19 protein-coding genes are annotated in these 21,622 nt (G+C 50.7%); 1 reads left to right on the plus strand and 18 read right to left on the minus strand.

Translation table 11 applies throughout. From position 1 onward, the window contains the following. Nucleotides 1-38: 38 nt before the first annotated feature. From whiA to hprK, 10 genes are all read right to left on the minus strand, one after another. Nucleotides 39-995: a DNA-binding protein WhiA gene (gene whiA / locus ACRPK8_RS01890; protein ID WP_432236652.1), complete on the minus strand. Its 957-nt coding sequence runs from the start codon at nucleotides 993-995 to the stop codon at nucleotides 39-41. After that, nucleotides 992-1,990: a gluconeogenesis factor YvcK family protein gene (locus ACRPK8_RS01895; RefSeq protein WP_432236653.1), complete on the minus strand. Its 999-nt coding sequence runs from the start codon at nucleotides 1,988-1,990 to the stop codon at nucleotides 992-994. The genes whiA and ACRPK8_RS01895 overlap by 4 nt, the downstream gene beginning before the upstream one ends. Beyond that, the gene (rapZ, locus tag ACRPK8_RS01900; RefSeq protein WP_432236654.1) at nucleotides 1,990-2,859 is read right to left on the minus strand and encodes an RNase adapter RapZ; all 870 of its coding nucleotides are present in this window, start codon (nucleotides 2,857-2,859) and stop codon (nucleotides 1,990-1,992) included. The genes ACRPK8_RS01895 and rapZ overlap by 1 nt, the downstream gene beginning before the upstream one ends. A 111-nt stretch (nucleotides 2,860-2,970) precedes the next feature. Continuing rightward, the gene (trxB, locus tag ACRPK8_RS01905; protein ID WP_432236655.1) at nucleotides 2,971-3,933 is read right to left on the minus strand and encodes a thioredoxin-disulfide reductase; all 963 of its coding nucleotides are present in this window, start codon (nucleotides 3,931-3,933) and stop codon (nucleotides 2,971-2,973) included. Nucleotides 3,934-3,994: 61 nt separating this feature from the next. Next, nucleotides 3,995-5,479 (minus strand): tetratricopeptide repeat protein, encoded by a 1,485-nt coding sequence (locus ACRPK8_RS01910; RefSeq protein ID WP_432236656.1) that lies wholly within the window; start codon nucleotides 5,477-5,479, stop codon nucleotides 3,995-3,997. A gap of 96 nt (nucleotides 5,480-5,575) precedes the next feature. After that, nucleotides 5,576-5,956 carry a sporulation phosphorelay system protein KapB gene (kapB, locus tag ACRPK8_RS01915; protein ID WP_432236657.1) on the minus strand — a complete coding sequence of 127 codons (381 nt, stop codon included), beginning with the start codon at nucleotides 5,954-5,956 and terminating at the stop codon, nucleotides 5,576-5,578. Between the two features lie 30 nt (nucleotides 5,957-5,986). Then, nucleotides 5,987-6,469 carry an acyltransferase gene (locus ACRPK8_RS01920; protein WP_432236658.1) on the minus strand — a complete coding sequence of 161 codons (483 nt, stop codon included), beginning with the start codon at nucleotides 6,467-6,469 and terminating at the stop codon, nucleotides 5,987-5,989. Then, nucleotides 6,453-7,109, minus strand: a complete 657-nt coding sequence (ppaX, locus tag ACRPK8_RS01925; RefSeq protein WP_432236659.1) for a pyrophosphatase PpaX — start codon at nucleotides 7,107-7,109, stop codon at nucleotides 6,453-6,455. Before ppaX ends, ACRPK8_RS01920 begins: the two co-directional genes overlap by 17 nt. Before the next feature lie 3 nt (nucleotides 7,110-7,112). Beyond that, nucleotides 7,113-7,946: a prolipoprotein diacylglyceryl transferase gene (lgt, locus tag ACRPK8_RS01930; RefSeq protein ID WP_432236660.1), complete on the minus strand. Its 834-nt coding sequence runs from the start codon at nucleotides 7,944-7,946 to the stop codon at nucleotides 7,113-7,115. Continuing rightward, entirely contained in the window at nucleotides 7,946-8,881 is a 936-nt protein-coding gene (gene hprK, locus ACRPK8_RS01935; RefSeq protein ID WP_035396292.1) for an HPr(Ser) kinase/phosphatase, read from the minus strand. Before hprK ends, lgt begins: the two co-directional genes overlap by 1 nt. A 127-nt stretch (nucleotides 8,882-9,008) precedes the next feature. Here hprK and ACRPK8_RS01940 point away from each other — a divergent pair, with 127 nt between their 5' ends. Further along, nucleotides 9,009-9,392, plus strand: a complete 384-nt coding sequence (locus ACRPK8_RS01940; RefSeq protein WP_432236896.1) for a hypothetical protein — start codon at nucleotides 9,009-9,011, stop codon at nucleotides 9,390-9,392. 248 nt (nucleotides 9,393-9,640) lie between these two features. Here the strand turns inward: ACRPK8_RS01940 and ACRPK8_RS01945 are convergent, their stop codons facing one another. The 8 genes from ACRPK8_RS01945 to ftsE all read right to left on the minus strand — a co-directional run bounded on the left by ACRPK8_RS01945 (nucleotide 9,641) and on the right by ftsE (nucleotide 21,572). After that, a complete protein-coding gene (locus ACRPK8_RS01945; protein ID WP_432236661.1) occupies nucleotides 9,641-10,750 on the minus strand; it encodes a DUF4097 family beta strand repeat-containing protein in 1,110 nt (369 codons plus the stop codon). A 100-nt stretch (nucleotides 10,751-10,850) separates the two neighbouring features. Further along, a complete protein-coding gene (gene uvrA, locus ACRPK8_RS01950) occupies nucleotides 10,851-13,706 on the minus strand; it encodes an excinuclease ABC subunit UvrA (protein WP_432236662.1) in 2,856 nt (951 codons plus the stop codon). 1 nt (nucleotide 13,707) lies between these two features. Continuing rightward, on the minus strand, nucleotides 13,708-15,675 hold the full coding sequence (uvrB, locus tag ACRPK8_RS01955; RefSeq protein ID WP_294743812.1) for an excinuclease ABC subunit UvrB: 1,968 nt from the start codon (nucleotides 15,673-15,675) through the stop codon (nucleotides 13,708-13,710). Nucleotides 15,676-15,874: 199 nt separating this feature from the next. After that, a complete protein-coding gene (locus tag ACRPK8_RS01960) occupies nucleotides 15,875-17,038 on the minus strand; it encodes a PDZ domain-containing protein (protein WP_432236663.1) in 1,164 nt (387 codons plus the stop codon). 22 nt (nucleotides 17,039-17,060) lie between these two features. Beyond that, nucleotides 17,061-18,485, minus strand: coding sequence for a S41 family peptidase (locus tag ACRPK8_RS01965; protein ID WP_432236664.1), 1,425 nt, complete (start codon nucleotides 18,483-18,485; stop codon nucleotides 17,061-17,063). Between the two features lie 94 nt (nucleotides 18,486-18,579). Beyond that, the gene (locus ACRPK8_RS01970) at nucleotides 18,580-19,956 is read right to left on the minus strand and encodes a peptidoglycan DD-metalloendopeptidase family protein (protein ID WP_432236665.1); all 1,377 of its coding nucleotides are present in this window, start codon (nucleotides 19,954-19,956) and stop codon (nucleotides 18,580-18,582) included. Between the two features lie 40 nt (nucleotides 19,957-19,996). Continuing rightward, nucleotides 19,997-20,896 carry a permease-like cell division protein FtsX gene (ftsX, locus tag ACRPK8_RS01975; protein ID WP_432236666.1) on the minus strand — a complete coding sequence of 300 codons (900 nt, stop codon included), beginning with the start codon at nucleotides 20,894-20,896 and terminating at the stop codon, nucleotides 19,997-19,999. Continuing rightward, on the minus strand, nucleotides 20,886-21,572 hold the full coding sequence (gene ftsE / locus ACRPK8_RS01980; RefSeq protein WP_432236667.1) for a cell division ATP-binding protein FtsE: 687 nt from the start codon (nucleotides 21,570-21,572) through the stop codon (nucleotides 20,886-20,888). Before ftsE ends, ftsX begins: the two co-directional genes overlap by 11 nt. Nucleotides 21,573-21,622 lie beyond the last annotated feature (50 nt).

The raw sequence follows: 21,622 nt of genomic DNA on the forward strand, positions 1-21,622 counted from the left end.
ATTATAGTAGACTATGGTTCATCCCGCAAGCGACCCTCTTATAAGGCCCCTGTCATCGACTCTCCATTCCGGACTTTTTCAGCGATTTGATCAATCTTCCGCAACCGGTGATTGATCCCTGATTTTGAGATGGAGCCGTTTTCGACCATCTCGCCGAGCTCTTGTAACGTCACGTCTTGATGCGTCACACGCAAAATCGCAATCTCCTTCAGCTTATCCGGTAAGACGTCAAGACCGACCGTCCGCTCAAGGAACTTGATGTTCTCGACTTGGCGTAATGCCGCACCGACCGTCTTGTTGAGGTTTGCTGTCTCACAGTTAACAAGACGGTTGACCGAGTTGCGCATGTCTTTTAGGATGCGGACGTCCTCGAACCGGAGCATCGATTGTGTCGCATCAACGAGCTTGAGGAAATCGGAAATCTTCTCGCTCTCCTTGATGTAGAGGATGTGTCCCTTTTTCCGTTCAATCGCTTTCGCGTTCAAATCAAAGACGTTCGATAGACCACGGAGCGCTGCATTATGTTCTTCGTATAAGCTGAAGATCTCTAGGTGATACGATGACGTCGCCGGATTGTTAAGTGAACCGCCCGCGAGGAACGCACCTCGTAGATAAGCACGTGCTTTTCGTTCATCGTTTAGGATCGTGTCACTGATTGAACGAATCATCGTAAATCCTTCTCCAAGAATCCCAAGGTCCTGCAAAATCTTATCCGCTTGTTGTTTGACACGAACGATATAGACATTATTTTTTTTCAGACGCATTTTCTTCCGGACGAGTAGATCAAGATGGACGCCGTATGCTTTTTTCAAAAGCGAATAAATCCGGCGCGCAATCGAAGCGTTCTCAGTCGAGATATCGAGTGTCAGACCACGTCCGAGACCGAACGAGATCGCACCGTTCATCCGGGCAAGTGCCGCGAGTTCCGCTTTCATCTCGTGATCGGTGATCGGAATCTGTGTTAATTCTTTTTTGACTTCTGAGGCAAAGCTCATGTCAGCTCCTCCTTCCCTTCGAGTTGACGCATCCGTCGAATCGACAATACCTTTCGCATGACAAGGCTTGCGACGGCATCGGAATCATGACGGATGAAGTGATGGTTGTAATCGACGATATCGTCTGCCAGCACTTCGACGCCTGCGAGCTCGAATTGTTTTTCATTATAGGTGACGATGTCGGCGTGATCCTTCTGGTATTTCTTCAGGTAGCTCGCATCGATCGATTCATTATTGACGATGATCGTATCGACAACACCTTGCCCGAGGAATCGTTCAAGCGTCGACAGATGTTCGTTGGCAGTGAACGCCGTCGTCTCACCCGGTTGCGTCATGACGTTACAGATGTAGACGACTGGTGCAAGCGATTGCTGAATCGCTTCGCGGATTTCTTCAATCAGGACGTTCGGGATGATACTCGTATAGAGACTACCCGGACCGAGCACGATGACATCGGCATCGAGAATCGCCTGAATCGCTTCCGGTACCGGACGGACGTCCTGTTCCTCAAGGAAGATTCGTTCAATCTTCTTGCCGACCTTCGGAATCAGTGATTCGCCTTTGACGACTGTTCCGTCCTCAAACTCGGCACACAACGTAATCGTCCGCTCCGTTGCCGGATAGACCTTCCCTTCCGCATTCAACAATTGCCCCATGACCCCGATTGCTTCGACGAATGAACCGTTACAGAGCTGCGTCGCTGCCGTCAGCATCAGGTTTCCGAGCGAATGCCCGTGTAGTCCTTCTCCCGTCTCAAAGCGATACTGCATGATCCGGTCCATCAGCGTTTCCGATTTTGATAAGGAGACGATGACGTTGCGAATATCACCGGGCGGCAACATGTTGAATTCCGTCCGCAGACGACCTGAACTGCCGCCGTCATCGGCGACCGTGACGATGGCGGTGATATCAAGCGGGTAATGTTTCAGTCCACGAAGAAGCGTCGAGAGTCCTGTTCCGCCGCCGATGGCGACGACCTTGCGTTCCCATTTCATCACTTCTCCTCCTTCGCGTGGACGTAATCCCGGTGATTCGTCTCGATATGATAGTGGGTCGCGAATTCTTTGCTGATTGCTTCTGCGAACGTGATCGAGCGGTGTTTTCCGCCGGTACAGCCAAGCGCGATGACGAGTTGCGACTTCCCTTCCCGCTCGTATTGCGGAATCAGGAACTCGAGTAAATCAACGAGTTTTTTATAGAACAGCTTCGCTTCCGGCCATTGCATGACGTACGACGCCACTTCCTCGTCGAGTCCCGTTTTGGGGCGCAGTTCCGGAATGTAGAACGGATTCGGCAAGAAGCGTAGATCAAACACGAGATCGGCGTCGAGCGGCAAGCCGTGTTTGAAACCGAACGACATGACGTTGACTGTGAACGGAATCCGCGTTCCTTCCGTGAATTCCTTCAAGAGACGTTCTTTTAAGGCGAGCGGCTTGATGTCACTCGTATCGATCAGCATCTGCGCCTTATCGCGGAATCCTTCAAGCAGCGTCCGCTCCCGTTCGATTCCGATCAATGGTGAATCCGTCGGTGCGAGCGGATGCGAACGACGTGATTCCTTATAACGGCGTACGAGGACGTCATTGCGGGCATCCAGATAAAGCATCCGGATTTGCAATTTCGTCTTTTTTAAATCCTCATAGACGACAAAGAAACTGTCGATGAAATCACGCGCGCGGGTATCGATGGCAACGGCGATTTTAGGACGCACTTGTCCGATGACTTCGATGAGGTGTGGCAGTAACGTCGGTGGCAGATTATCGACACAAAAATAACCTAAATCTTCAAAGCTATTCATTGCGACAGTCTTTCCAGCCCCACTCATTCCCGTGATGATGACAAGTTGCGGTTGATTCTGTTCCATCTTTTCGCCCTCCAGACAACAGTTCCGTGTGTATTTTTCACTTCGTTCTCAGTATATCATAAAAAAAGAGCCAGCTTCACTGAAGTCTCCTTCAATGAAGCTGGTTCGCGATTACGCGTGTGAGGATTCTTGTAACTCTTCAATCAACGCCTCGATATAATGCTGTGCGTTTTGTGCGGCAATCGAACCATCATTCGTTGCTGTAACGACTTGACGTAACGTTTTTTCACGAACGTCACCAGCAGCAAAGATTCCTTTGATGTTCGTTTCCATGCCTTCGTTCGTCACGACGTAACCTTGATCGTTCAAGATGCCGAGATCCTGGACGTAGCCCGTGATTGGGTTCATCCCGATATAGATGAAGACACCATCGATCGGATGCGTCGTCACATCAGCTGTTTTGGTGTTGATCAGCTCGATCGCGCCGACCTTCCCGTCCTGTTCATTGATCTGTTTGACCGTATGGTTCCAGATGAAGTCGATTTTCGGGTTATCGAACGCACGTTTTTGAAGGATTTTTTGAGCGCGGAGCTCATCACGACGGTGTACGATCGTGACTTTTTTCGCGAAGCGCGTCAAGTAGACACCTTCTTCAACGGCTGAGTCGCCACCGCCGATGACGAACAGTTCTTTTTCTTTAAAGAACGCGCCATCACAAACGGCACAGTACGAGACACCGCGACCGCCGAGCTCTTCTTCACCCGGTACGCCGATTTTTTTATATTGTGCACCCGATGCGATGATGATTGCACGTGCGTAGTAATCTTTGTTGTGCGCATGAATCGTTTTGTACGCTTTTCCGTCTTCGATGCTGCGGACGTCACCGTACGCATATTCCGCACCGAATGCTTTCGAGTGGTCGAACATCTTTTGTGAGAGATCCGGTCCGAGGATGCTGTCGTATCCTGGATAGTTCTCGATATCTTCCGTGTTCGCCATCTGACCGCCCGGAATCCCGCGTTCGATCATCAATGTCGACAGGTTCGCACGTGATGCGTAAAGTGCGGCTGTCATCCCAGCAGGACCTGCCCCGATGATGATGACGTCATAAATTTTTTGTTCTGTTTCCGCCATGATTCCACCTCATTTGTAGTAGTCATTGTAGTTTGAGTATAGGTGAGAATCCCCTAAACGTCTAACACTTTGCTTGCAGCGGTGCGAGCATCCGTTCATGCGACCGGATCATCGACGCGACGTGATCGAACGAACAATCAACGAGCGACGCACATTCTTCGATCAACATGCCGTCCCGTAAATCATGGAACAGATAAAGCAGTGATGCCGCCGATGCTTCGATTGAATCAAATGATTCGCCACTTAAGACGAGCTGGGCGAAGCGTTCATAAAAATCCCCTTCGAGACTCATCCGCTCTTCATCGGATACGAAGCGTTCCGCGAGACGAATCGTCTGCAATGCCCGGTGAATGCGTTCATCCACGACATCGGTTTTTCCTTCCATCTCGAGGACAATCTGTTCTGTCAATAAAAGAACGTCTTCCCGGTCCGTCACTTCCGGCATCATTGATAAAGCGAGGCGGGCTTCCGCATCGTTCAACTTACCAAGCAGGAGTGCCGTGAAGATCCGTGAGACATCATCTTCCGTCTTCAACGCTTGAATGAGTGCCGAGCGAAACTGGAGGTTGTGGCGGATATCGTACGTATCCGTCTCTTCCTTTAATGCTTGCGCTTCGTCTGACTTCAAGAAAGCTGCCGCTTCTTCGACGTGTCCCGTCTTATAGGCAGAGATCGACAACCAGTGTCCGAAAAGCGGATCGCCCCGGTAACCGCGGCGCTCGAGTAATTTGAGCTCTTCGTAAGCAATATCGTACCGTCCGATGATCGCGAGCGTTGAGGCGACCTTGTACCGTGTCTCCAGATGCACGGAACGCACGTGTTCGAGCTGACGCGAGAGACGGTGTGCCTCTTCGTCCTGTCCCATCTCGTGCAGCAGGACGAGCGTGTTACAAAGGGCATGCAAATTCCCCGGGTTTCCTTCAAGGACCCGTTCGAGGGAGGCGAATGCCTGATCGTTCTCTCCTAGATAGAACTCGACGATCGCGAGGTTGTTGTAGGCGGGCCAGAACGTCGGATACTGAGTAATCAGTCCTGTCAACGTCTCCTGTGCCGCGAACAGCATTCCTTTGTCGATCTGGCGTTGTGCCTGACCATGCAGACGAATCAGTTCATCTTCTTCGTCATCTTCCATCTCTTGTTCGAGATCGATCAGTTCCACGAGTGCGGCCGATGCCTCCGCGTGTTTGCCGTTTGGTGCCAACTCTAAATATTCCATCGCATGTTGTCTTGCTTCTTCATAAAGCGAGACGTGTGCGTAGTTGTTCGCTAAATAAAAGAGTGCGTCCGTATTTGATGCGTCGAGTGTACGAATCTGTTTCAAGACATCATTGGCATGATTGATTTCGCCAGTCTCGAATAAGACACGGGCATAACGGAGCAAATAGCGGATATCCGCCGGCTGAAGTGTCGTCGCCTCATCTAAATGATAAACGGCTTCATCCAGTCGCCCTTCCCGGTGCGCCTTCCGTCCACGGAAATAAAAAAGTTCCGCTTGGCGCGCTGTTATCGCAAAGGGGTCTGCTTTATATTTGGTTAATTCCATCATGATTCAAGCCCCCATAAATAATAAACTGGTTTCGTAGTTGCAGACACAAGAATACCCTATCTCCAGGAGGCATGCAACAGAAAAAAACGCCGGAGTTCATCCCCAGCGTTTTGCATAAATCGATTCCAGTTCTTTGTAATTCTCTAAGCATTTTCGTACAAAAGCATCGGTCTCTGGATTTAGTCCTTCAAGACGCGCCACGTCCTTATCATACGCTTGCCGTAAGCTCGTCGCATAATCCGGAATCTCTCCATCATAGGCATACACGACCGCAGGCGAAACCGTGATCTTTTCGTGCTGATGCAAGGCGGTCCGGATATGAAAGAGTGGAACATCGACTTGGTTCGGTTGATGCAGATCCCCTTGGACGGGATGCTTCTCGACCGCTAGTACCTCAACGACGAGACCTTGCGGACGTTCGGCGAATAATCTTCCGAAATACTTTCCTGTCTTATACGTAAAGCGGATGTGCGTCATCTTTTTTCCTTCTTCCTTCTCACAGTTTTGTCACATTTCGTGCCGGCGAAGCGGCTGACTCGAGACCCGTTCGTTCGGTGCGATATCCCGGTGAACGACGGATCCGGCACCGACGACGGCACCATCCCCGATTGTCACACCCGGCAGGATCGTCACATTCGCACCGATCAAGACATTGCTTCCGATGACGACGTCGCCTAGGCGATACTCCGTCGTCAAATATTCATGACAGAGAATCGTCGTATTGAAGCCGATGATCGTATTATCCCCGATCGTGATCCGTTCCGGAAACATCGTATCCGGCATCACCATCAAGGCGAGTGCCGTCTTTTCCCCGATTTTCATCCGGAGACAGGTCCGGTAGAGGGCGTTCTTGAAACGAAGCGACGGCGTAAACCGTCCGATCGTGATGATCGTAAAGCACCACATCACTTTAAGGAACGACACCGTCCGGTACATATGCCAAAGCGGATTCGTCGTTCCGACCTGAAAGCGATCAGTCCGCCGTGCCATTTTGTGCCTCCAGCCAGGCAGCAAGATGATCCATCGAGTCGATGATGACGTCCGGTTCGAGTGCTTCTAAATAAGCGCGTCCTTTGATCGCCCAGCCGACGGCAACCGTCTTCAGTCCCGCATTCTTACCACCGAGAATGTCCGTATCGTTGTCACCGACCATGATCGTTTCGTCTGGTGTTGATCCAAGCAACTGCATCGCTTTTTCGAACGGCTCGACGGCTGGTTTTTCTTCCGTTACGTCGTCGGCTGCGATGACCGCGTCAAAGAGTGACGTCAATCCGAATAACTCGATACCGCGAAGAGCGACACGACGACTTTTCGATGTGACGACCGCCATCTTGTATCCTGCTTCATGCAGACGGCGTAACCCGTCAAGCACACCCGGATACTCGAGCACGAGTGCGTCATGCATCGCGATATTATAGCTCCGGTAAAAAGCGACCATCTCTTTCCACTCTTCCGCGTTTAGTGCTGAGAATGATTTTTCAAGCGTTGGACCGATGAACGGAAGCAATTCCGCTTCCGTGAACGTCCGGTCCGGATAATAGTAATTGAGCGTATGCTCAAAGCTTTTTAAGATCAATGGATTCGTATCGATTAACGTACCATCTAAATCAAACAAAAGTGTGCGAATCATCGCTTACTTCGCCTCCTTTTTCGAACCATCCAGGTAACGAACGGCGTTACGACGGACGATCATCATGATTACACCGAAGATGATCAGACAGATCGAGACGATTTGTGCCGTCCGGAGTCCATCCGCCATCATCAGACTGTCCGTCCGGAGTCCTTCGATATAGTAGCGTCCAATCGAATACCAGATCAGGTAACCGAGGAAGATGTATCCGCGACGCGGATTGAACTTCATCCGCCAAACGATCAGGAGAATGACACCGATGATGTTCCAGATGCTTTCATACAGGAACGTCGGTATATAGTATGTTCCATCAATGTACATCTGATTGACGATCCAGTTCGGCAGGTGCAGCGTATCCTGCAAGTATGACCATGTCGTCTCGCCGCCGTGCGCTTCCTGGTTGAAGAAGTTGCCCCAGCGTCCGACTGCCTGACCGAACAGCAGAGAAGGTGCGAGCACATCAACGATTTGCCAGAACGAGATTTTTTTCTTCCGTGTATAGATGATGACCGTCAGGATCGCACCGATGATTGCTCCGTGAATCGCAATCCCGCCTTGACGGATGTTGATGATTTGATCGAGATGCTGACTGTAATAGTTCCACTCGAACGCAACATAGTAGATCCGGGCACAGATGATACTGATCGGAATCGACCAGATGACGACATCGACCGCATACTCTTCATTGAAGCCGATTCGCTTCGACTCGAAGATGGCGATCAGGAGTCCGACGACCGCACCGAGGGCGATGACGATGCCGTACCAGTAAATCGGTACCGGACCGAGATTGATTGCGACGCGATCAAACGTCGGTTGTACAGAGGCTAAAGTTCCCATCAAAGACCACCATTCCCATCTTCAATTGCTTGCGCGAGACGTCCCGCGAATTCTTCTGCTGTATTGATACCCATGTTCTTCAGGCGATAGTTCATCGCCGCCACCTCGATGATGACAGCAAGGTTACGTCCGGGACGGACCGGAATCGTCAGGAACGGGATTTCCGTATCGATGATTTGGAGCGTCTCTTGATCCAGACCAACCCGGTCATAGACTTTCGATTGATCCCAAATTTCGAGGTTACAGACGAGGCTGATCTTCTTGTGCGAGCGAACAGCACCTGCACCGAACAACGTCATCACATCAATGATCCCGATTCCGCGAATCTCAAGCAGGTGTTGAATCAACTTCGGTGCCGTCCCGACGAGAATCCCGTCTCCGGTTTGACGGATCTCGACCGAGTCATCCGCGACAAGACGGTGACCGCGCTTGACGAGTTCGAGTGCCGTTTCCGATTTACCGACACCACTCGCTCCTTTGATGAAGACGCCGACACCATAGATATCGACGAGGACACCGTGCATGGCTGTCGTCGGTGCCAGTTCCGCTTCGAGGAAGTTCGTGATCTGTGACTCGACCGATGTCGTATGCCCTTTTGTCGTCAACAGTGGCACGTTCGTCTCATCAGCGGCTTGAATGATCGCTTCCGGCACTTCGAATCCACGTGTGATCAAAATACCAGGTGTTTCATCCGTACAGAGAACGTTCGCTCGTTCGCGTTGTTCCTCGTACGTTAAATTATTGAAGAACGTCAATTCCGTTTTACCGAGAATCTGGAGACGTTCCGCCGGGTAATAGGCATAATAACCGGCAAGCACAAGGCCAGGTCGGCACAAATCAGCCGTCAGAATCGGGCGATGTAAGCCCTCTTCTCCCGTGACGATGTGGAGATTGAATTGTTTTACGATTTCAGCTGTTCGCACTTTTGGTTGCACGCTTCGTCAGCCCCTTTCACTTGAAGTATTGTACCATATTTTTATTCGAATCATGGAATCGGATTAGAAGCATGATTTCTTGGGAATGGAATAAAGAGTTAATATTTTGAAGGAGGTTTTTGCCTTGATGTCAGGCGGCGGTATTTGGTTTGTTTTAGTACTTATCTTATTTGGGATCCTTGCGATTGCCGGTTTCGTCTATCTCGTGATTTCGCTGATCGATATGTGGAAAGCCTACTCCCGGAATCAAGATCAAACAGCCCTCTTATTCTTCATCATTTCGATTATCGGGGTCTTCATCAGTGGTTCATTCATTTCCTACGTCCTCGCGATCATCTTCTATTGGAATCGCGCACGCGGAAAGAGTTGGCTCGGAATCGGTCTGATTCTCGTTTCGATCGTTCTTGCAATCATTGGTGTCATTGCCTTACTCTCGTTCGGTTACGATATGAATAATATCGAGAACATGAACTTCGACGAGCCGATGATGGATCAGGACTACAATTATTGATTCATGCTACACCCATCCTTTTCAGTAAGGATGGGTGGTTTTTTTATGTAGCTGACAAAGCCCCGCTTGCGTGACTCCTCCAGGAAAAAACGCGGATACCCGCGCTGTCAGAGACAAACGAGACCCGGCTACTCATTCCTAGAACGACGTAGCCGCGGCTTCTGTCTCGCCTGAGGAAAGCACGCAAAGCGGATGCGACGTCATAAGAAAAGCGCAACCTCTTTTTCAAGAAGTTGCGCCGAGTATGCTTATAACGCTTGCGGACTGAGGTGAACACCGTGCGTGACCGAAATCGTACCTGTCTTCGTATCCGCTTCGACCTCGATTTTTGGTGAACGACCGCGACCTGAAACGAAATGGAGTTTCCGGTTGACGATCTCTTTTTGATCCCGAATCAATTCCATGTCGTCCAAGTTGCAGTTGAGACCACCAAAGTTCGTCTCGAGTTCCCCGTAGACTTCAGCGCCATGCGGCAACATCAAGGCGATGCTTCCAGCAAGTGACGAGGCTTTGACTTTCGCATTTTGCGCTGTCTTCAACTCGCAACGGACGTTTCCGTTCGCTGTTTTCAGTTCTGAACGTTCGAAGACACCAGTCGTGATGATTTGACCGTTGGCGGTTTTTGCTTTCAAGACCTTCAACTCCGACTCTTCGATTTCAATCGAACCGTTCGCTGTCGATACTTTGACATCTTCACTGAACAAATCGCGGACGTTGACTCGACCGTTTGCTGTCATCAGTTGAGCGGATGTCGTATCAAGTGACGTCAACGAAATTTCCCCATTCAGCGTCTGTAAGACGAAAGATTCGTAATGACGGCGCGGAACTTTCAGATGGACCGTCGCTCGAACACTCTTATCCTTCAGGCGGATCGAGAGTGTATTCGCCGACACCGCGTGTTGCACAGCGGCCTGCAGTTGCTCCAGCGCCTGTTCTTCCGTTACCTGTTGGCGGCGGAGCGGACGTCCGGTCACCGTCAATTCGCATTCTTCGAGATCACTTGGTTCAACGACCAGGTTCGCATTGAACAGATCGACATGGACTGTCTCCCCGCTGAACGGGAATTGTTTGACGTAGGTGACATTCGGACCGGATGCCTGATTGAGCGAAAGATCACTGTCTTTGATCCGGGTGACGAGATTATCGAACGCTGACATGACTTTCGTCGTCAGCGAATCGACGGAATACTGGTCGACCCGATCATACTGTTCTGGTTCATCGACGTACTTATGTTCATTGGCAGAAGTTGCACGTTCGTCGATCGCTTCGAGCCGCTCGAGTTTATCGAGTGCCTCATCAATCGTTAACTTTCCTTCTTTGACTTGCTCCAAAATCAATTGACGCATATCTTGCTTCATGAACCGTTCCCTCCTATTCTTGAACCTCAAACGTGTGTTACATGATACTTTCGTTTAAGTTCCCTTAGTTCCTTCCTACGAATCCTCATCCACAAAAGTTTCACGATTCAATTCGTGCCGCATCCCGTTCGAGAACCGGTGCGAGGTATCGTCCCGTATAGGACGCTTCGACTTCAGCAATCTGTTCCGGTGTACCGGCAGCAACAATCGTTCCGCCACCGTCGCCTCCTTCTGGACCAAGATCAATCAAGTAGTCCGCTGTCTTGATGACGTCTAGATTGTGTTCGATGACGAGTACTGTATCACCATTGTCGACGAGGCGCTGCAAGACTTTCAGGAGACGCGCGATATCGTGAACATGGAGTCCTGTCGTCGGTTCATCGAGGATATAGATTGTTTTCCCGGTCGAACGCTTATGCAGCTCGGACGCGAGTTTGACGCGCTGGGCTTCCCCACCGGACAGTTCCGTCGCCGGCTGACCGAGACGCATGTACGTCAATCCGACGTCAGCAATCGTCTGCAGTTTCCGCGTGATTTTCGGAATGTTCTCGAAGAAGGCGAGGGCATCTTCAACCGTCATCTCAAGCACGTCGGCAATCGTCTTGCCTTTATATTTCACTTCAAGTGTTTCCCGGTTGTAACGTTTCCCGTGACAGACTTCACACGGAACGTAGACGTCCGGTAAGAAGTGCATCTCAATCTTGATGATCCCATCGCCACGACACGCTTCACAACGTCCACCCTTGATGTTGAAACTAAACCGTCCTTTTTTGTAACCACGCAGTTTCGCTTCATTCGTTGAAGCGAAGACGTCCCGAATATCATCAAAGACACCGGTATACGTCGCCGGGTTCGAACGTGGTGTCCGACCGATTGGCGATTGGTCGATATCGATGACCTTGTCGATTTGATCAAGACCTGTGATCCCTTTATGGGCACCCGGTTTTTCCTTCGCCCGGTTCATCTCGTGCGCAATCGTCTTGTAGAGAATCTCATTGATCAACGTCGATTTCCCGGAACCGGATACTCCGGTGACGGCAACGAACAGACCAAGCGGAATGTCGACATCGACGTTCTTCAGGTTGTTTTCCGACGCTTTATGGATATGCAGCATCCGACCGTCCGGCTCTTTGCGTGTCGACGGAACAGGGATGAACTTCTTCCCGGACAAGTATTGACCGGTCAGCGAGTTCGCATCCTGCATCAGCTCTTCCGGTTTTCCGGCTGCCGTAACGAATCCGCCATGATCGCCGGCACCTGGTCCGATATCGATCAGATAGTCGGCTGCCATCATCGTATCTTCATCGTGTTCGACGACGATCAATGTGTTCCCGAGATCACGCATCGCCTTCAGCGTATTGATCAGACGATCATTATCGCGTTGGTGTAAGCCAATTGATGGTTCATCGAGAACGTAGAGGACGCCCGTCAGACGCGAACCAATTTGGGTCGCGAGACGAATCCGTTGCGCTTCCCCACCGGACAACGTACCGGCTGCGCGTGAGATCGTCAGGTAATCGAGACCGACGTTCTCAAGGAACGACGCCCGTTCATGAATCTCACGAACGATCATCCGCGAAATCGTCTGATCCTTCTCACTTAATTTCTCAGGCAGTTCGTCGAAGAACATGACTGCTTGTTTGACCGACATCTTCGTTACTTCACCAATATGGTGATCGGATACTTTGACGGCGAGTGATTCCCGTTTCAAGCGATGTCCTTTACACGTCGGACATGCCTTCTTCGCCATGTAGCCTTCCATCTGTTCCCGGATATAATCAGACGACGTCTCCTTGAAGCGACGTTGCAAGTTATTGAGGACCCCTTCGAAGTAAAGGTTCGTGTTGCGGACCATCCCGAAGTCATTCTCATAACGGAAGTGGATCTCTTCCTTTGTGTTTCCGGTCAAGATCGTTTCGCGATGTTCTTCTGACAACTGTTCGAACGGTGTATCCATATCGATCTTGAAGTGGTCACAGACCGCTTTGAGTAATTGTGGATAATACTGCGAACTTGTCGGTTCCCACGCCACGATCGCTCCTTCGTTCAGCGATTTATCGGGATGCGGTACGACAAGATCAACATCGACTTCAAGCTTCGTTCCGAGTCCGTCACATGACGTACAAGCACCAAACGGAGAGTTGAATGAGAACATGCGTGGTTCGAGTTCGCCGATCGAGAAACCACAAATTGGACAAGCGTGATGCTCGCTGAACAAGAGTTCGTTACCGTCCATCGTATCGACGATAACGCGACCGTCCGCAAGACGAAGTGCGGTTTCGAGTGAGTCCGCGAGACGTGCTTCGACGTCTGGTCGCACGACGACACGGTCGACGACGACTTCAATCGAGTGTTTTTTATTTTTCTCAAGCGTGATCTCCTCTGCAAGATCGAGTGTCTCTCCGTTGACACGCACACGGACGAAACCTTCCTTCTTCAAATCGTCGAGCACTTTGACGTGCGTTCCTTTTCGTCCCGAGACGATCGGGGCAAGGATTTGCAGACGCGTCCGTTCTGGTTGTTCCATCACCTGGTCAACCATCTGACTGATCGTCTGACTTGAAATCTCGATTCCATGATTCGGACAGATTGGTTTCCCGATTCGTGCGTATAATAGACGCAAGTAGTCATAAATCTCTGTGACCGTTCCGACCGTCGAACGTGGGTTTTTACTCGTCGTCTTTTGATCGATCGAAATTGCCGGACTCAGTCCTTCAATCGTATCGACATCTGGTTTATCCATTTGTCCAAGGAACTGACGGGCATAGGCAGATAAACTTTCGACATAACGCCGCTGCCCTTCCGCGTAAATCGTGTCGAAGGCAAGCGACGATTTCCCTGACCCGGACAAGCCCGTCAAGACGACGAGCTGATCGCGAGGGATTTCGACATCGATGTTTTGTAGATTATTGACGCGAGCGCCTTTGATGATAATCTGATTCTTCTTTTCTCCCAACTTAGGCACCTGCTTTCAATTCTAATATGAGGTCGCGGAGCTCGGCAGCCCGTTCGAACTGCATGTCCTTCGCTGCTTGACGCATCTCCTGGTCGAGCTGTTCGAGTAACGTTTCGCGCTCCGGTTTTTTGAGTTTGTTGAACTTCTCGAGTTTTTCGACGGTATCATCGCTCTCGATTGTTGTACTGATGACACCACGGACATCTTTTTTGATCGTCTGCGGCGTAATGCCATGTTCTTCGTTGAATGCCATCTGGATCGCCCGGCGGCGTTCCGTCTCATCGATCGCCCGTTGCATCGAATCGGTGATTTTATCGGCAAACAAGATGACGTGTCCTTCTGCGTTCCGGGCTGCCCGGCCGATCGTCTGGATGAGCGAACGGTCCGACCGGAGGAACCCTTCCTTATCGGCATCAAGAATCGTCACGAGTGAGACTTCCGGAATATCGAGTCCTTCTCGTAACAAGTTAATTCCGACGAGGACATCGTATTTCCCGAGCCGCAAGTCGCGGATGATTTCAATCCGTTCCAGTGTCTTGATTTCCGAGTGCATGTAGTTGACCTTGACACCATTCTCTTTCAAGTAATCGGTTAAGTCTTCCGCCATCTTCTTCGTCAGTGTCGTGACGAGGACACGTTCATTCTTCGCCACCCGGTCACGAATGTTATCCATCAAGTAATCGATTTGACCCGTGATCGGATGAATCTCGATCGTCGGATCGACGAGACCGGTCGGACGGATGATTTGTTCGACCATCTCTTTCGAATGTTCGAGCTCATACGGTCCTGGTGTCGCCGAGATATAAATCGCTTGACTGACCTTTTCCTCGAACTCCTCGAACCGTAGCGGTCGGTTGTCTTTTGCGGACGGGAGACGGAAGCCGTGGTCGACGAGGACTTGTTTCCGCGCCTGGTCGCCGTTATACATCCCGCGAATTTGTGGCAACGTGACGTGCGATTCATCGGCTACGAGCAAGAAGTCTTTCGGGAAGTAATCGAGCAACGTATACGGTGTTGCTCCTTCCGGCATCAAGTTCAAATGACGTGAGTAGTTCTCGATTCCGGAGCAATAGCCCATCTCACGCATCATCTCGAGGTCATAGTTCGTTCGTTGCTCAAGGCGTTGCGCTTCAAGTAGCTGATTGTCTTCGCGTAATTTCGCGAGTTGGACTTCCAGTTCCTTCTCGATGTTCGCGATCGCTTTCTGCAGACGGGTATCCCCCGTCACGAAGTGGGACGCCGGGAAGATCGAGATGTGTTCGCGGTCCGCGACGATCTCACCTGTCAGCGGATCCATGTCACGAATCCGTTCAATCTCATCACCGAAGAACTCGACCCGGACACACTGTTCATCGCGTGACGCCGGGAAGATTTCAACGACGTCTCCACGGACGCGGAACCGTCCGCGCTGGAAGTCGATGTCGTTTCGCTCATACTGAATGTCGATCAAGCGACGGAGCATCTCGTTGCGCCCCATCTCATTACCGACACGCAGTGACAAGACGTGGTTGTTATACTCTTCCGGGTTACCGAGACCATAGATGCACGAAACGGACGCGACGATCAAGACGTCCTCCCGTTCGAACAGGGCGGACGTCGCCGAGTGACGCAGTTTATCAATCTCATCGTTGATCGAAGAGTCTTTCTCAATGAACGTATCCGTCGATGGGACATACGCTTCCGGTTGGTAATAATCATAAAAACTAACGAAGTATTCGACCGCGTTATTCGGGAAGAATTCCTTGAACTCCGAGTAGAGTTGTCCCGCTAGTGTTTTGTTGTGGGCAAGGACGAGCGTCGGTTTCTTGATTTCCTTGATGACGTTCGACACCGTGAACGTCTTCCCGGTCCCGGTCGCCCCAAGCAATGTCTGATGTCGTTCGCCTTGCTTCAGTCCAGTCACCAATTTCTCGATTGCCGTCGGCTGATCACCGCCTGGCTCAAATGGTGAAACGAGTTCAAAATCCATCGTTTGCTTCCCCCTCATCACGTTAAAAAATCTATTTCTATTGTATCACTTTACGAACAAACATTCGATTATGAAGTGCTCCTTTTAGGAAGTTACCCTTTTTTTCGAAAATGCAAAAGTTTCTTTTTGTCCGGACAAGCATTCCTCGTTCCTTCCGACTAAAAAATCCCCATCACGCGTTTGCGTGACAGGGATCTCTTTAGTGCAGGGAGCGAATCTTCGTCCGACCATGGACCGGCTCGTTGACGAACAGGATACCGAGCTCATGGTGGTCTTGTTCGTAAAAGGCACGTTGCGCAAACCGGATGTCACCGTTATGGTTCATGACTTCAAGACGGAGATACGGTTTGTGTTTTTGAATGGCTTCGTAGAAGGACGTTTCCGAATCGACCTTCTCTCCATTGACCTTATAGATCGCTTCGCCCGGAATCAAGCCCATCTCGGCTGCCGGTTTATCGGGAAGCGTCCCGAGAATGACAGCACCACGTGTTCCATTGAGGAACAATGGTGTCTGCGCCCGGTTCAAGCGTTTGACCCGCTGATGTAACACAATGTGCAGGACGAGCAACAAAACGATCCCGTACAGCCATTCGGCTTGACCGGTGACGTATGCAAGGACTGTCAACAGAATCGCGACAAGACTCGTGATCAAACGCCCTTGGACGAGCGGACGCATCAATTCTTTCGGCAACTTGCCCGTAAAGAGGAAGCTGAAGCCGATCGGTAACCAGAGCACGATCGGAACGAGCTCCGGGAAACTGTAGCGTGGCCACCACGTCTCAAGGACGTCACCTGGAACGAAGACGAGCAGTGGCAACAGCCAAAGTTTATTCGCTGACAGCCCACCGATGAAGCGACCGCGCTTTGAGACGACGAGTGACGGCGACAGGCGCCGCTGCCCGCGCCAAAAGACGAGGAGACCTTCCGCGACGAGCGTTAACGTCGCAAGCAATAAAATCATTTTCGGCTCAACCGCTCGAACCGGATCAAGACGTGAATCCATTAGGAACCAGCCGGCAAGTCCAAGCAAGACGATCGGCCAAAGCGGCAGATTCAAGCGGACGATGCCGATTAGTAACAACAGACTCGAGAGTCCGAGTAACAACAGAACGTATTGCGGCGTCAGCGTCAATCCGAGCCAGCCACTGACGACGGATAAGATGAGACCGACGAGTAAACCAGGTAAAAGTGTTTCGAGGACATCGCTTCGTTTTCCATGTGTCCGGGAGCGGAACAGTCCACGTTCCCGTTTGACACGCCGGATGCCGATGACCCAACTGACAAGGAGTGCTAACCACAAGGTCGGACTGGCGATGAGACTAATCGCGGTCCAACCAATTTCATCGAGTAATTCCACGCGCATTCAGACCTCTTTCCATTCCTTATTATTGAGCAGCGACCTCGAGCGCTTTTTTACGCTGGACATCATTCTTGTCGTCCTCGAGTTTCTTCAGGAGACGTGTCTCCATCTCACCCGCTGTCTGCTGATCGATTTTTCCAGTGACGTCGAGTTTCGCATCCTTCTGCAAGGCTTCGACGGCTTGTTTCATCGTGTCACCGAAATACCCATCCTGTCCTTTTGGCTCGTAGCCGATCGCTTCGAGCACGAGGTGGGCGTTTTCGACGGATTTTCCGTAATCGCCGACAGCAAGTGACTTTTTGTCAGTCAGAATCTTCGTGACGTTGAAGTAGGCCGGTTGTTTGACTTCGACCGTCGGCTTGACCCCTTTTTTGTGAATCCAGTTGCCGTCTGGTGTCAGCCATTTATTCGTCGTTAACTTCAAGTCGCTACCATCCTTCAAGTCATACGCACTTTGAACGATCCCTTTACCGAACGATTTTGTACCGACAACCTCTGCTCCAGCGCCTTCCTTCAGACCGGCTGCCAGAATCTCGGACGCGGACGCCGATCCGCCGTCTTCCAGAACGACGATGTTATAAGGCTTCTTCTCGTCTGCCTTACCGAATTCCTGCTGGCGTTCGTCTTTATTGTTCTCGACTTGATAAATCGGAACATCCTTCGGAATGAACGGGGCAATCATTTTCGAGACGGCCGTCAAGAGACCACCCGGATTTCCCCGGACATCGATGACGAGTCCATCGATGTTCTGACTTTCGAGTTTCGCAAGCCCCTTCTCGAACTCTTCCGCTGTTGGTTCCGAGAACTGTGTCACTTGCAAGACACCGATCTTCTTCCCGTTGACATCCTCCGTCGACGTATAGACTGTCTCAATCGGAATCGTATCCCGCTTGATCGTGATGTCCATTGCATCCTGTCCGCTGCGTTGAATCGTCAAGACGACGTTCGTTCCTTTTTCACCACGGATTTTTTTGACGGCTTGATCCGTCTTTTGCCCTTTCGTCGACTTGCCATCAATCTTTAAGATGACATCGCCCGGCTTGATCCCGGCTTTTTCAGCGGGTGATCCTTTAATCGGAGAAACGATGACGATCGATTCCCCTTTTTGTTCAAGCGTCGCACCAATCCCTTCGAAGGAAGACGATAGATTCGTATTGAACGATGCCGTCTCCGACTCATCCATATAGACGGAATACGGATCATCCAGCACTTCCGCCATACCGGACAATGCACCGTCCAGCAGTTCTTTATCTGTCACGTCTTCGAGATAATTCTGCTCGATCATTTGACGGACCTGATCAACTTTTTTCCAATCGCCCGTCGCATTCGAAGACGACGATGACGTCGAGACAGAATCCGTTCCGCCCGCTGCCAACATCCCGACGGCGCCTGCCCCTAAACCAAGCCCGAAGGTACTGACCGCGATGACTGCTGTTGTAGATTTTTTCACGCTTGATTCCCCACTTCCGTTAAAAAACGCAGTATTTTTTTCAGTATAGCAAAAAAAGATAGGTTACCCTATCTTTTCGGTATTCTATGGGATATCAAAAGATGTACGGTGCTGGGTCAACCGCATTCGGTTGTCCGACTGCCCATTCTCCCTTATGCAATTCGAAATGCAGATGTGGTCCTGTCGACCAGCCAGTTGAGCCAAGCGTCCCGACCGTTTGACCCGGCATGACGGTTTGCCCCGCCGACACACTGATTGAGTCGAGGTGGGCATAGACGGTCGTGTACACTTGCTGATCAATCAAATGTGTCACCATGACGACATTCCCATACCCGGTCGCAGTTCCTGCCCGGAGGACGATGCCACCTGCTGCCGCATGAATCGGTGTTCCCTTCGCATTGACGAGATCAATCCCTTTATGAATTTCCGGTTTTCCCGTCAACGGATTGTTGCGTGGTCCAAACGGCGACGAGACGTATCCTTTGACCGGTAAGTGGAACGGTCGACTCACATCGACATCAGTGCTCGTATCTGGTGTTTCGCTTGGCGCCTCGACTTCAGGAACCGACGTCTCTGCTTTAGGTGACTCACTCTGTTTCTCTTTCTCCGCCGCAGCACGCGCAGCTTCATCCGCTTCTGCCTGACGCTTGGCTTCTGCCGCCCGGGCGGCTTCTTCGGCTTTGCGTTTCGCCTCTTCTTTGGCTTTACGTTCCGCTTCTTGCAGCGCGATCAATTCGTTTTGGATCAATCGGCGCTGATCCGCGAGGATTTCTGCTTCCTCGGCCTTTGAGAACTGCTCTTGCTGCAGTTCCTTCACCTTCGTGTTCAACTGGACGACGAGTTTTCGCTTCAGCTCGGACTCTGAGATGATCCGCGTCTGGAAAACGAGTAACTTTCGCTGTTCTTGTTTCATGCTCTCGAGCAGTAACGCCTGCTCAGAACGCTGCTCGTTCAATTGTTTGACATTCCCCTTATAGGCTTGCAGCACACTATCGTCTTGTTTGATGATCTCACTGACGGTACTGAAGCGCGAAATCAAATCCCCGAAATCCTTCGCGTCGAGCAGGACCTCGATGTATTTGACGTCTCCTTTTTGCTGGACGGCACGCAAGCGGCTGCCGAGCAGCTCTTCTTGCTGATGGAGTTCCTGTAGCGTCTCGGAAATCGCTGCTTCCGTCAGGCGCAATTGTGCCTTGGATGCAGCAACAGCCGCTTGTTGATCGGCTATTTTAAGCGCTAAATCATCCAAACGGCTGTTGACTTCATCCAGTTGCGCACGGGCTTCCTTGCGCTCCTGTTTCGTCAAGATCAACTTCTCTGATGTCTGATTCTGTGATCGTTCCGTCTCTTTCAAACGGCTTTCGACCTCCTGTTGTTCCTTCAGCAAATCTTCTTTCGACGTGGCATCAACGGACACACTAGTTCCAATCAAAGCTAGGCTCAGGACGGCAGAATAGAATCGGACTTTCATGAGAAGCATCTCTCCTCTATTTTATTTTTGAGTAACTGATTTAAATCTTCAGGAAACGACCGAGTGATGTCGTTGATCCCCATACGCCGATGAATGCACCGAGTCCAAGTAGGATCAAGACGACTTGCGCCGACAGTTCACCTGGTGGAATCAAGGAGAAGATTCCCGCATTCACGGTAGCGAGCTGCGGTTGGATTGCGTTATAAGAGACTTCATAACCGAAGTAAACGACAGCAATCGGGATGAGGGCACCTAATATCCCCATCAATAATCCTTCGACGAAGAACGGGGCACGGATGAATCCGTTTTTCGCTCCGACGAGGCGCATGATTTCGATTTCCCGGCGACGTGAGAAGATCGTGACTTTGATTGTGTTCGAAATGAGGAACATCGCCATGAACGTCAATCCGACGATCAGGATGATTCCACCGATCCGAACTCCTTCAAGGAAGTTAAACATCTTTTTAACATAGTCCTTACCATATTCGACACTATCTACATTTTCCATTTTTTTGATGGAATTTGCAAGTGTTTCTGTCTCTTTTGGTGAGGTAGCTTTGACGATGTACCGATCGTGAAGCGGGTTATCCTTTTCAACCGACTGGTAAGCTTGTGAACCTTCGCCAAGTTGCTCCTTGAAGCGGTCCAGTTCTTCTTCTTTCGAACTGTAACGAACAGAGTTGACACCCGGCATCTGCTTGAGTGATTCACCGACTGCATCAATTTTCGACTGGTCTGCTTCGCGTTCGACGAACACTTGGATTTCTACGTCTTTTTCGACATTATCGGAAATCTTGTTGACGTTGAACATGAGCATCGCGAATATTCCTACGAGAAGTAACGTGACGGTCACGGCACTGACGGAAGCGAATGTCATCCAGCCGTTCCGGACGAGACCTTTTGCCCCTTCCCGTAAATGACGGAATCCATTAAACTTCATAACCGTACATTCCTTTCTCTTCGTCTCGGACGATTTTTCCTCCATCGATCGCTAAGACACGGTGACGCATCTTGTTGACGATGTCGCGGTTGTGAGTCGCCATTACGACCGTTGTCCCACGGCGATAAATTTCTTCGAATACTTCCATGATCTCCCATGCTGTATCCGGGTCCAGGTTTCCGGTCGGCTCGTCAGCGATTACGAGTGACGGACGGTTGACGATGGCTCTCGCGATCGAGATTCGTTGCTGTTCTCCCCCGGATAATTCGTCCGGATAGTTACGTTCCTTGTGCTTGAGCTTCACGAGTTCGAGGACCTCGAGCACTTTCTTCCGGATTTGTGCTTTGTCATCCCCGACGACTTCGAGGGCAAACGCAACATTTTCATAAACCGTCAATGACGGGAGTAATTTAAAATCTTGGAAGATGACGCCGATTTGGCGACGCAGTTCAGGAATTTGACGGTTCTTCAGCTTCCCGACTTCAATTCCTTTAAACAAAAATGAACCGCTCGTCGGTTTCTCTTCGCGGTACATCATTTTCATGAATGTCGACTTACCCGCACCTGACGGACCGACGATATAGACGAATTCGCCTTGATTAATCGTCAAATCGACCTCACGGAGTGCCGTGACGCCGTTCGGATAAATCTTACTGATTCGTTGCATCTTGATCACGTACTTCACATCCTTACTGGTTTACTGATGCTGAACAGATAGGTCTAAAA

Source organism: Exiguobacterium sp. TDN 0502 (genome assembly GCF_050846835.1).
Classification (GTDB): domain Bacteria; phylum Bacillota; class Bacilli; order Exiguobacteriales; family Exiguobacteriaceae; genus Exiguobacterium_A.